This is a genomic window from Microbulbifer maximicatervae (SeqCode) (assembly GCF_052467615.1).
In genome coordinates, this window is the sequence record NZ_CP174319.1 from 3,995,719 (window position 1) to 4,007,635 (window position 11,917).

The window sequence follows — 11,917 nt, forward strand, 5'->3', positions numbered from 1 at the left end:
CCTTACCGCCTCTCATTTTTTCTGTTACCCAGCCAGTGAGTAGACATGCAGGAGCATCCAAACTACCAGGACATCCTTTTGGTCGGCGGCGGCCATAGCCATGCTATTGTGCTGCAAATGTGGGCCATGAACCCTCTGCCAGGCGCGCGTCTGACCCTGGTCTCTCCCCAAGTGCAAACCGCCTACTCCGGTATGTTGCCCGGAATGGTTGCAGGCCATTACTCCCTGGAAGACACTCATATAGATCTTGCCAGGCTCTGCCGGGCCGCTGGTGCCCGCTTTATACAGGCCTGTGCACACGAAATTGACATCGATAATCGCACCGTATCCCTATTGGGTAGACCTCCCATAGAGTACGACCTGCTCTCTTTGGATGTCGGCGCGACTCCCGCCCGCGAGTTACCGGGCTCCGAATTGGCAATCCCGGTAAAGCCTATCGGGCATTTCTACCGTTTCTGGCAAAAGCTGCAAAAACAGGTTGGTGAAAACACCTCACCTTTTCGCTTAGGAGTTGTCGGCGGCGGTGCCGGAGGTTGCGAGCTGTCGATGGCAATGGCTCACGCTTTACAAGGTGCCGTTAAGAAAAAGCAGGTAGAGGTTCACCTGATTCATGGCGCCGCAGCAATTCCCCAGGGCTATCCAGTCAGAGCACGCAAATTAGTCTCAAAGGAGATGCAAGAGCTAGGGGTTCAGTTACACCATAACTGGAACGTTAATGAAATTACCGAACAGGGTGTCGTTAATGGGAGCGGTGACTGCCTGCCCCTCGATCAGGTAATACTCACCACCAATGCCTGTGCTCCCCCCTGGCTGGCCAACTCGGGCCTGTCCCTTGATGACAAAGGCTTTGTGGTGGTGGATCAAACACTTCGTGCCCAGGGGCGAGAAGACGTTTTTGCAGCTGGTGATGTGGCCAGTTTCGCCCCAGAGCCTCTACCCAAGGCCGGAGTTTACGCCGTTCGCCAGGGGCCAGTTCTATTTCACAATCTGCGCGCCTCCCTGACCGGACGCCGCTTAAAACAATACCGGCCACAAAAAGATTTTCTCAGCCTGCTCTCCTGTGGTGGCAAGCGGGCTGTGGCAGTTCGAAATGGCTTCGCCGCTGCAAGCGGTCTGATGTGGCGATGGAAAGACTCTATCGACCGCACATTTATGCGACGCTTCAGTGAGCTGCCAATGGACATGGCTGATCACACTGCCAAAACCAAAGACATCGTCGACCAGCGCTCAGGCTCTTCTCTATCTCCTATGCGCTGTAATGGCTGTGGCGCAAAAGTTGGAGCCGACATCCTGCGCCGCACGCTGGCGACCCTTCCGGATCAGCATTCGGAATACCTGTTAAAGGGCGTCGGTGATGATGCCGCAGTTATGGATCTACCAGCTAATCATTTATTAGTGCAGAGCTCCGACCAATTGCGTGCACCTGTAGATGATCCATGGATATTTGGTCGCCTGGCGGCTCTGCACGCCCTATCCGACCTATTTGCTATGAATGCTCGACCCGCCACCGCACAAATCCTTGCAACCCTGCCTACGGCTGCAGAGGAAATTACCCGGCGAGACCTACAGCAGTTGCTTGCAGGAGCCATCCACGAGCTGAACCGGCACCACTGTGTCCTATCTGGCGGGCATACCGCCGAAGGTTCTGAAATGCTAATGGGCTTAACCGTCAATGGATTTTCCGAGCGGGAGCAACTCCTGGAAAAAACAGGTGCCTACGGGGGAGACTGCTTGATTCTGAGCAAGCCATTGGGAGTAGGCACTATCCTGGCAGCAGAGGGCGCGGGAGAGGCTAAAGGCCTATGGTTGCAGCAGGCGCTGGAAACCATGTTGCATAGCAATGCCGACGCCGCAGAGATATTTGCCCGCCATAACGCCAATGCGCTGACGGATGTCACGGGCTTTGGCCTGCTGGGCCACCTATTGGAAATGCTCGGCCCTGAAGGGTTAAGCGCGACACTAATCGCTGAGAATCTACCGCTAATCTCCGGCGCCGCCACTTGTATCGAGCGCGGATGGCTATCCAGCCTGCAACCGCAAAATGCCAATGCCTACGCCTTTGTCGAAAACCCCCAGGAGTGGCAGCCATTGCCACAGTGGTCATTGATTACCGATCCACAGACTTGCGGGGGGCTCCTCGCTGCTGTTCCTATTGACCAAGCCGAAGCCTGCGTGGGCGCACTGCTAGAACGCGGTTACACCCAGGCGTCAATTATCGGTGTAGTAACAGACTCACAGAATCCAGAAGTAAGCGTACACTTGCGCAAGTCTGCAGACTGGCGAGCGCTAATTTCACAGGACAACGAGACAGTACCAGGCCAGGTTTAAGGATTTTGCGAAACCGGAACAACAGCCGGTTATGAGCTTTGTATGATTTCTATTGAAAGAGGCCTTCACCGACTTTATTAACTTGTCATCTGTCTTTCAGCGCGACATACTGGCGTTAGAAAAAACATCGGTGACATATTTCCCGATACCAAAAAAGGTCTTCACAGATTGGGGAGTCGGCTTTTAGCAATCGACAGGAAGACCCCTATGAAAAAGATCGTCATTATTGGCGGCGGTGCCAGCGGCCTGCATTTGGCTACGCGGCTCGGTCAATATTTTTCTTTTACCCCTTTCTTTAAGCGCCGCCGCAAGTCCCCAGCTGCACAAGTTACTCTGGTCGATCGAAATCGCACCCACCTCTGGAAACCACTGCTACACCAAGTTGCCTCCGGCGCATTGGATGCCAATATGGATGCACTGAATTATCAGGTGCACGCCCGCATTCACGGCTATGAATTTCAGTTGGGTAGCCTGCAGTCTCTGGATCGTCAACGACAGGTAGTTGAACTCGGACCCGTTAATGATGAGGACGGTAGCGAGTTAGTACCCGCGAGGGAATTGGAATACGATTATTTGGTGCTGTGTATCGGCGGGCATAGTAACGACTTTCATATTCCCGGCGTCAGGGAAAATTGTATTTTCCTGGATAGCAGTTATGAAGCACAAAAATTTCACCAAAACCTTCTCAATCGTTTCCTGCGTTTAGAAACCCGTGTTGACGATAAATTGCAAGTGGCGATCGTTGGTGGCGGGGCAACAGGTGTAGAACTCTCGGCAGAACTAGTGGATGCTGTAAAGCTGGTTGGCAACTATGGACGCATTCGTCCCAATGCAATGGAAATCACCCTGATAGAAGGGGGTGAGCACCTACTCCCCGCACTACCAAAACGAATTGGAAATAATGCTGAACGCGAGCTGGCCAAGATGGGGGTTAATATTCTTACCGGCCATCATATTTCAGCTGCAACAGAGAGCGGACTCACCACGTCTTGTGGCAAGGAAGTTCCAGCCGCTATCCGAGTGTGGGCTGCCGGCGTCAAGGCTCCGAAATTTCTCGCTCAACTGGATGGCCTCAGTACCAACCGACTCAATCAAATCGAAGTGGAAACTACCTTGCAGACCCAAACTGACGCAAAGATTTTTGCCATGGGGGACTGCGCCAGTTGCATTGACGGCAATCACCAGCGAGTGCCTCCGCGCGCCCAGGCAGCACAGCAAATGGCTACCCTGGTTGGCGATAATATTATTGCCCTATTTGAAGATAAACCTTTGCACCATTTTTATTATCGCGATCGAGGCTCTCTGGTATCCCTCAGTCAATACACTGCCGTTGGCAACCTGATGGGGGCGTTGGTTAAAGGCAGTCTTACCGTAGAAGGACGCCTTGCTGGCCTTGCCTATCGCTCACTCTACCGTATGCACTTGGCGGCAATCCACGGCTGGCCGAGAGCTATGCTGCTCTACCTAATCGGACAGGCGAACCGGTTTGTGAAGCCGAAGCTAAAGATGCACTAAAGTATCGATCCCATGGAGCTAAGGGGATATTAGACAGTTAGTGCAAAACTAACTAATAGCACTACCAATAAAACCCTGCACATGGAAGTGCCAGGGCGGTAACATTGTGAGTCACACCAGCCCATCAATTAAGACCTCTGTGCTGGATGCGAGCTCCTCTGAAGATCCAGGCAATGCCCTTGTGTGAAAATATAAAATGAAAAAACAGTATCAAAAAATCGTTGTACTTACCGGCGCAGGAATTTCAGCTGAATCCGGCATAGGTACTTTTCGCGGTGCCGATGGCCTGTGGGAAAACCATCGCCTGGAAGATGTCGCAACGCCAGAGGCATTTGATCGCAATCCGGCACTGGTACATAGATTTTACAATGAACGCCGCCAGCAGCTGCTATCTGCAGATATCCATCCCAACCCCGCCCATTTCGCCCTGGCCGAACTGGAACAGAAATTCCAAGGGGATTACTTACTGGTTACTCAAAATATTGACAACCTGCATGAGCGCGCGGGCAGTGAGCAGCTGATTCATATGCATGGAGAGCTACTAAAAGCACGATGCCGTAGGAGCGGAAAACTATATCCCCTCGATTCGGACCTTTCGATAACTGATACCTGTAGTTGTTGTCAGCAGGCGGGAAACCTTCGCCCCCATGTGGTCTGGTTTGGAGAAATGCCTCTGGAAATGGAGACTATCTATCATGCGTTGTCCGATTGCGACCTATTTATCAGCATTGGCACATCTGGAAAAGTCTACCCAGCAGCGGGATTTGTCGAATGTGCCAATCAGGCTGGAGCTCACACCATAGAGTTGAACCTGGAGCGCAGTAGTGTCGGCGATGCCTTCAAGGAACACCGCCACGGACTGGCGTCACAGGTAGTCGATACTTTTATAAAAGAAATTATTAATTAAGATGACTCTGAAACTGCATTTTCAGTCTGCGAGGATTTCATCGGGCCATAGCGCTGTATCAAAGTGGTTACCCCCTCATTATCACGCACCAGGATATAGAGTCGGTCAAACTCACTGGCCTCTCGAATGGGTCGCCCTTTTTCACCGCCGAGCAATTCCGCCAGTTTTGGAGTGGTATTGCTGTGTCCAACCACTAAAATCCGATTTCCCCCCTGCTGCAAAGAGTTAGCAAATTCTTTTAAATCTCTGGGGTTATAAATTTCCACTTCAAGCCCCAGCTCTTTTGACAGAGGCTCAACCGTTTCCCGGGTGCGGTTGTAGTCAGTGCTATAGATAGCATCTATGCCCACTCCCCCAAGAATATAGGCGAGTTGCCGTGCACGCTGCTGGCCCGCCTCAGTCAAATGAGGGTCGCGACCCACCCCGGGCCCTTTCTCTTTTTCTGCATGGCGTATTAAGTAAATCACCTGAGACTCAGAAGAGTCGGCTAAAACCCAATTTGAAGCCCCAACCAGAACAAAAAGTGTACAGAAAATAAACGGCTTAAGTCTTGAAAGCACAGTATAAACTCCCAGGTAAATAACGGGGCAGACATATGCTGAATATAATAAGGTAAGTAAAGAGAGGATGCGGCGAAAATGCCAAATAATGCGATGAATTAAAATCGAACGATTTTTGAAAAAATATTTGATGCCGGATATCCGGCATCAAATTAGTGGTCATCCAGAATTAGATTTTCCACTCTTTTACGGTGTCCAGACCGTACTCATCAATCCACTGGCTCAGGGCCTTAGGATTACGCTTTTTCTTTTCAACAGTAGCGCCGGTATACGGGTTGCGATAGTGACCAGTTTCCAGCTTGGGCTCTGCTGCCTTTGCTGCCGGTGCTGCACGACGGCCGCGACGGGGGCTATCACCTTCCTTCTTGAGGTGACGGGCAACGCGAGCCTTCAGGGTTTGTACGTAGTCTGCAGGATCTTCATCACCCAGCTGTGCTACCAACCACTCAACGATTTGCTGGCCACGGGCAACGAAGAACTCCTCTTCATCCATGTGGTATTCAGCAGCAAGGTTTACCAGTGCTTTATCATAGGCAATTACGCCATCTTTCTTGCGTTCAGCCTGAGCCATTTGCTCTTGTAACTCTTCGATTCTTGCCTGATGTTCGGCGATTTGTTGTTCAAGTTGTTCGTATTCCTGAAACATTCAATAAACCTCAACGACGGTTATTAAAAAACACAGAGATATATCTGTGGCGCTGGGCGACACAGATTGTTATTTCGGATATACCGTGTAAAAAATCAACAAACATCATGGCTGGCCAATGGCAAGCAATTTAGTGATGTTTAGTCCGGCATATTATGAATTGCCTGATATACATGAGTAGATACCACTACACATCGTGTAGTTCTGGTGTTAGGTATATTCGGCAAATACATTATTAAAAACTAGCCGATTTCAGCTCGGTTCGGCAAACACTCCGAATCACTGATTATATTTTTCGACTGAGGTCGCGAATAATAATCTTTCACCGGCAAATATCAACCATTTGTGTCCCTACCTTTGAATATAATAGGAATAATTCAAAATAAGGGCTAAAAAGTGTAACAAAGGCGGCCATATCTGCAATCTTAAAAGGATATCCCTAGGGAGCGCAATTAGCTATATTGTAGCTGCAGTCGTCAATTGCAAATTAGTCGCTGTGTAACGGTAATCGAGCATATTGCCAAATACAATTGGATACCCAGATCATACTATGTCCACTCACAATAATATCCACCATATACCGACTTTGGCCGCTCTGATGACGCCATTTCCCTACCATATCGATATCAATGCCACGGTAGAGGATGCTCTGGCAATGATGGAGGAGCACAAAGTACGCCACCTGCCGGTAACACGTGCAGGCGACTTGGAGACAGTCATTTCCCGAGGGGATATCGAAAGAGCCAATGCACCGGGACACCGTTTAGAAGAGCAGCAACTTTATGTACATGACCTATGTGCCAGACGTCCCTTTATTGCAGATATCCACGACCCGTTAGATAAAATTCTCTTAGCTATGGCAGATACCAGTATTGGTTCGGTACTGGTTATGCGGGAAGGCGAGCTGGTTGGAATTGTAACTGTGACTGATATTTTGCGCTTTTGTAGCAGGTTTATGGCGGAGTTGGCCCAGCCGGTAGACGATTCTATTGCTTGAACTCACTGCGATTACAGGGGCCAAACCCAAAGCAACATGGGGATACTCACAACGAGTACCAACAATTCTAGTGGCAGCCCCATTTTCCAGTAATCACCAAATTCAAACCCTCCCGGCCCCAGAATTAGGGTGTTATTTTGGTGCCCAACCGGTGTTAGAAATGCGCAAGAGGCTCCAATTGCGACAGCCATCAGGAAGCTATCTGGATTCACCGCCAGCTGTTCTGCAGTACTCATGGCAATTGAACACATCACAGCCGCAGTGGCGACATTATTCATAAAATCAGACAGCGTCATGGTAACCACCAGGATCAGCCCCAGGGCCAAAACAGCGCTGCCCTGAGCCAGGATATCCAACAAAACCTGAGCGACCAAGTCTGCAGCTCCTGTTGACTCCATCACATCAGCAACAGCAATCAAAGTCCCCAATAGCACGACTACGGACCCGTCGATAGAGTCATAAACATTTCGCAGCGGCACTATCTTCAACGCCATAAAAGCCAATACACAAGTGGCAAACGAGATTGCTGCCGGCAATAGGCCGAACGCTGCACCGGCGACACCAAGCACCATAGCCAATAGGGCAATGGCCGCCTTCTCCTTGTTAGGGATGCTAATATCCCTTGAGGCCAAAGGCACACAGCCCTTTTCCCTAGCAAAGCTGTTTAGGTTTTCATCGGCTCCCATCATTAACAGAGCATCACCGGCCAGTAATGGTGTCGAACGCAACCGGCGTACCGAGCGGCGCCCCTGGCGCGAGAGTGCTAGCAAGTGAATCTGGTATCTCGCTGCGAGGCGTGAAAACCTCATAGGGCGTCCCACTAAAGGGGAATCTGGCATGACAACCAACTCCCGCAGCTGCATTTCGGTACGATCCGCCAGTGCTTTTATTGGGGTCTTATTCTGAGAATCACTCTCGGTGTTATTGCTACCCGATTGTCGAGCCTTACCCGATGAATCTGCCCCAAGGGCTCCCACTGTTTTCAAACTGAGATTGGACAAGCAGGTAGCAAGGCTCTCCGGCTCCGCCTCAATGACCAAAATGTCACCGCTATTTACTTTATGCCAGGGAGTCGCGGGAGAGACCCTGGCATCATTGTGTACGACACCCACAACTTGGGCATCTTCTGTTCCCAGCATTTTGGAAATTTCACGTAGATTCTTACCGGCAGCAACACTTTTTTCCTCAACAAGTGCTTCTGTTAAATATGTGCCAGTTTCAAAGGAGGAGGCCCCCGTTCGGTTGCGTGCAGGCACCAAGCGCCACCCAACAAATGCAATAAACAAAACTCCGGCTATCGCAACTGCCAGACCCACCGGGGTGAAATCAAACATACCGTAGCTACCGGCGCCAGAATCCGCCCGAAAACCGGAAACGACCAAGTTTGGCGGTGTACCTATCAGTGTGGTCATTCCCCCCAGAATCGTTGCAAAAGACAGGGGCATTAAAACCCTCCCCAGTGCCACTTTCTGTTTCTCGGCCATATCCACAGCCACGGGCATTAATAAAGCCAACGCGCCGACATTATTCATAAAGCTAGATAAAAACGCGCCGAGCCCAATGAGTAACAATATGGATACTGAGATACTCCCGCTTTTGCGGACAACTCGTTGTGCAAGTGCATCCATTGCGCCGGTATTTTGTAAGCCACGACTCAGGATTAACACACAAGCTACAGTCACGACCGCTGGATGGCCAAAACCAATAAAAGCATTTTCCGGGGGAATCAGACCGGTAAAGACACAAGTCAATAAGGCTGCTATAGCAACCATATCGTGGCGCCACCGCCCCCATATAAACAGGGTTATAGTGACACTTAAAATAATCAGGATTAGTAACTGGTCAACAGTCATGAAGAAAGATATCCCTGAATATAAAAGCTGCTCAGATTTCTGTTCAGCTATCTATTCAGGGTATACCCGGGAAACTACATGGAGCGCACTTCTACGCCATAACCCCAGCTACATTAGGGGTACAAAATTCAGGAGAAAGTAACTGCCCGCTCTTCCAATGGATAAAACTGAGTACCTACTTTAATACAAACCCTGGCAGTACTGCAGGAGAACCAACCTCTATATCCAGTGACCTGAATATTTCTATAGGTGCCAACCATCGCCTGGCGCAAGCGTTGAGCCCAAGGTCTTAACTTTTCTCCATCGTAGCCGGAACCACAGGCACAAACATGTAAATTAACGAAATTAGCAGGAAGCCCCTCTTTAACCAAGGTATCTGCTAGCTGTCGAGGCGTGTAGGTTTTCCACTCTCCTCCTTGCCAATTAGGCATGCCGTTTACATATACTTTTTTCTGCTTGTTGTTACTCGTGGAGCGCTCAGCACCAATGAATTGTCCATCCCCGGCACCCGTGCCATGGGTTACGATGTAGAGGGTATCGGCAGGGTTCAGCTTACTTAAACACTGGTTCACCCACCGATACATGGCTTTTCCAAAACCGGAGGTTACTTTATTGGCCAGGATTTGATTCACCGGTATGCCCCAGGCTTTCGCCAACCCCTCCGCATATTCCTGCATTTCATCACTATTTATCGGGATATAGATATATTTTTTAGCCACGTTTTTATCCTCTATACATGCAGGAGCAACCCGCCCATTATGTAATCCAAATGCTTCCAGGATTTTTAAATCCGCTGCAATAATTCAGGGAAGCTAAGATTTACCTTCTGTGACCTGAAATCGCATTAGGTTCAAAAAGTAAATGTAAACACTGAGCTATCGAGCAATAAATTAAAAAAGTATTCTCTCATACTGAGCATTAATTTCCGGTGTAAATATCAAGCTGTCATCTAACGCTAAGCACATCATATATTGCATATACAAGTAGCTTCTTCAGTTGCCATAGGCCTGGAAAGAAAATGGAGATACAATCAAATACCACCTATTTCCTAAATAAGCAGGAGTGCTACCTTGCGGACCGATACTGCGAATTACACGGACATCTTCCTGAATGATATTCCGCTGATGGACGTACGCGCCCCAGTTGAGTTTGTTCGCGGCGCTTTCCCTTCCGCAAGAAATCACCCCCTGCTTGACAATCACCAACGTGAACTGATCGGGACTGAGTACAAGAACAAAGGCCAGCAAGCAGCAATTGACCTTGGCTGGCGTTTAGCAACAGATGAAGTTCGAAGCTTATGTCTTTCACAATGGAGCGCATTTATACGTAAACAACCCCAAGGTTACCTCTACTGTTTCCGAGGCGGTTTGCGCTCCCGAATGACACAAAAACTGCTACGCTCGAATAATATTGAATACCCGATAGTAGAGGGTGGCTATAAAGCCATGCGGCAGTTCCTGTTAAACAAGCTGGAAAAGCATTGTACCCAGCTGCCCTTTATCGTTGTTGCTGGTCACACCGGCAGTGGCAAAACAGAATTAATCCAGGCTGCGCGGCGGTATATCGACCTTGAGGGGATCGCAAAACATCGAGGTTCTAGCTTTGGACGCACCAGTAGTAGCCAACCTTCACAAATCGATTTTGAAAATCAGATCAGTATCGACCTGCTGAAGCTTTCCCAGCAGGCAGGTGCTATTGCGATTGAAGATGAAAGCCGTCTAATTGGACGCTGCGCACTTCCTCCAGTATTGCAAACCGCCATGAAGGCCGCTCCCCGGGTTCTTGTCGAGGAGCCATTGGAAACACGGGCACAGCGCATTGTGCAAGATTATGTTCACGAGGGCTTAGAGCGCTTTAAAAGCAGTGAAAAATCAGCAGCTGAATCTTTGGGGGAAGAATTACATCTCAACCTCAATAAAATCAGTAAACGCCTGGGAGGGCTGCGCTACAAGCAGCTCAACGAAGCCTTAGCTTCAGCTAACCAAGAATTACTGAGAACGAATAATAGTGATGTGTACATCCCTATCGTGGTGTCACTGTTGCGGGAATACTATGACGGCAGCTACGACCATCTTATGAAGAAATCGGAACAGAAAATTCTGTATCGAGGCAACTACAACGAAGTACAACAGTGGTTGAAGGAGTCCAACCACTCACTGCAAAAACCAGAATAACAATCCTCAGCTTTTGTGAGCTAGGCGATTTAATTTAAATCTCCGCATTAAAAACCAGTCCCTAAAACTGCGCGGCAGCCAGCGGGCCATCCAGGGCAACAGGCTGCTGCGGTTGCCAATACGCACCAAAGGACGAGCGCGTTTTCGCAGCAGCTCACGCACCAATTTTTTAGCCAGTGTGCTTGCCAATGTAGCATTCTGTTGGGACTCCTGGGCACGGGCCCTAACCGCCTCTTCCTGCCGTTTATACAGGGAGTCCGGCGGCAAAAGACCGCGCAGGGATGTCTCAGCGTGGCGACCAAATTCCGATGCGATCGCGCCGGGTTGCACCGTCATTACCCGAATGCCAAAGGGTTTTAGTTCAAGTCGCAAAACATCAGAAATGGAGTGTAGGGCCGCTTTAGAAGCACAATAGGCACCAGAGAAAGGTGTGGGCATTACCCCGGAAACCGAGCCGATATTACACACAATTCCGCCCTGCTCCGAACGCATTAAAGGTACACAGGCTCTAATCAAAGCGAGAGGGGCAAATACATTGGTTCGGAACTGCTTTTCCAGTGCTCGCGTGTCCAGTTCCAGCAGCGGCCCCATCTGACCGTAACCGGCGTTATTGACCAAAATATCGAGCCGCCCGTATGCCGCTTTTACTGCGTGAACCACTCGATTGATATCCGCCTGGGAATTCACATCCAAGGCCTCTGTGGCAATTCCCAGGTCCGCCAGCTCTTGTAAACTTTCTGGGCGGCGCGCTGTGGCAATCACTATGGTTCCCCGGCGATGTAGCGCCAAAGCCAGCTCCCGCCCAATACCGCTTGAGCAGCCGGTAATTAAAGCCACTCGATCCGGAACCACATAACCCCGCCCAATTTGCGCAAGGCTTTCCGCAGCAAAACTTCGATTGGGGGAACGAAATCTGGAAATGGGCGGCTTATCCACA

At 49.9% G+C, this 11,917-nt stretch carries 10 protein-coding genes; 5 read left to right on the plus strand and 5 right to left on the minus strand.

The features are described 5' to 3' along the window. Nucleotides 1-45: 45 nt before the first annotated feature. The 3 genes from selD to cobB all read left to right on the plus strand — a co-directional run bounded on the left by selD (nt 46) and on the right by cobB (nt 4,750). The gene (selD, locus tag ACJJIM_RS17555; RefSeq protein WP_444911601.1) at nt 46-2,328 is read left to right on the plus strand and encodes a selenide, water dikinase SelD; all 2,283 of its coding nucleotides are present in this window, start codon (nt 46-48) and stop codon (nt 2,326-2,328) included. Nucleotides 2,329-2,535: 207 nt separating this feature from the next. Continuing rightward, complete coding sequence (locus ACJJIM_RS17560; protein WP_444911602.1) at nt 2,536-3,843, plus strand: NAD(P)/FAD-dependent oxidoreductase; 1,308 nt, start codon at nt 2,536-2,538, stop codon at nt 3,841-3,843. 196 nt (nt 3,844-4,039) lie between these two features. Continuing rightward, entirely contained in the window at nt 4,040-4,750 is a 711-nt protein-coding gene (gene cobB, locus ACJJIM_RS17565) for a Sir2 family NAD+-dependent deacetylase (RefSeq protein WP_444911603.1), read from the plus strand. Here the strand turns inward: cobB and ACJJIM_RS17570 are convergent. Both ACJJIM_RS17570 and ACJJIM_RS17575 read right to left on the minus strand, forming a co-directional pair. After that, nucleotides 4,747-5,310, minus strand: a complete 564-nt coding sequence (locus ACJJIM_RS17570) for a SixA phosphatase family protein (protein WP_444911604.1) — start codon at nt 5,308-5,310, stop codon at nt 4,747-4,749. The two genes, cobB and ACJJIM_RS17570, sit on opposite strands and share 4 nt — an antisense overlap. A gap of 169 nt (nt 5,311-5,479) precedes the next feature. Next, nucleotides 5,480-5,956 (minus strand): DNA binding protein, encoded by a 477-nt coding sequence (locus ACJJIM_RS17575; protein WP_282931121.1) that lies wholly within the window; start codon nt 5,954-5,956, stop codon nt 5,480-5,482. 550 nt (nt 5,957-6,506) lie between these two features. Between ACJJIM_RS17575 and ACJJIM_RS17580 the strand changes: the two genes are divergently transcribed. After that, a complete protein-coding gene (locus tag ACJJIM_RS17580) occupies nt 6,507-6,953 on the plus strand; it encodes a CBS domain-containing protein (RefSeq protein WP_444911605.1) in 447 nt (148 codons plus the stop codon). 11 nt (nt 6,954-6,964) lie between these two features. Here ACJJIM_RS17580 and ACJJIM_RS17585 read toward each other — a convergent pair whose 3' ends face one another. Beyond that, nucleotides 6,965-8,806, minus strand: coding sequence for an SLC13 family permease (locus ACJJIM_RS17585; RefSeq protein WP_444911606.1), 1,842 nt, complete (start codon nt 8,804-8,806; stop codon nt 6,965-6,967). A 128-nt stretch (nt 8,807-8,934) separates the two neighbouring features. After that, nucleotides 8,935-9,525, minus strand: a complete 591-nt coding sequence (locus ACJJIM_RS17590; RefSeq protein ID WP_413663455.1) for a hypothetical protein — start codon at nt 9,523-9,525, stop codon at nt 8,935-8,937. Between the two features lie 351 nt (nt 9,526-9,876). Between ACJJIM_RS17590 and mnmH the strand changes: the two genes are divergently transcribed. Continuing rightward, entirely contained in the window at nt 9,877-10,980 is a 1,104-nt protein-coding gene (gene mnmH / locus ACJJIM_RS17595; protein ID WP_413663456.1) for a tRNA 2-selenouridine(34) synthase MnmH, read from the plus strand. A 6-nt stretch (nt 10,981-10,986) separates the two neighbouring features. On the opposite strand, the gene ACJJIM_RS17600 is transcribed toward mnmH, so the two are convergent. Continuing rightward, nucleotides 10,987-11,916: an SDR family oxidoreductase gene (locus tag ACJJIM_RS17600; protein WP_413663457.1), complete on the minus strand. Its 930-nt coding sequence runs from the start codon at nt 11,914-11,916 to the stop codon at nt 10,987-10,989. Nucleotide 11,917: the final 1 nt, after the last annotated feature.

Coding starts and splice junctions, on each gene's coding strand:
- selD (WP_444911601.1), top strand. CDS start 46: ATGCAGGAGCATCCAAACTACCAGGACATCCTTTTGGTCGGCGGCGGC.
- ACJJIM_RS17560 (WP_444911602.1), top strand. CDS start 2,536: ATGAAAAAGATCGTCATTATTGGCGGCGGTGCCAGCGGCCTGCATTTG.
- cobB (WP_444911603.1), top strand. CDS start 4,040: ATGAAAAAACAGTATCAAAAAATCGTTGTACTTACCGGCGCAGGAATT.
- ACJJIM_RS17575 (WP_282931121.1), bottom strand. CDS start 5,956: ATGTTTCAGGAATACGAACAACTTGAACAACAAATCGCCGAACATCAG.
- ACJJIM_RS17580 (WP_444911605.1), top strand. CDS start 6,507: ATGTCCACTCACAATAATATCCACCATATACCGACTTTGGCCGCTCTG.
- ACJJIM_RS17585 (WP_444911606.1), bottom strand. CDS start 8,806: ATGACTGTTGACCAGTTACTAATCCTGATTATTTTAAGTGTCACTATA.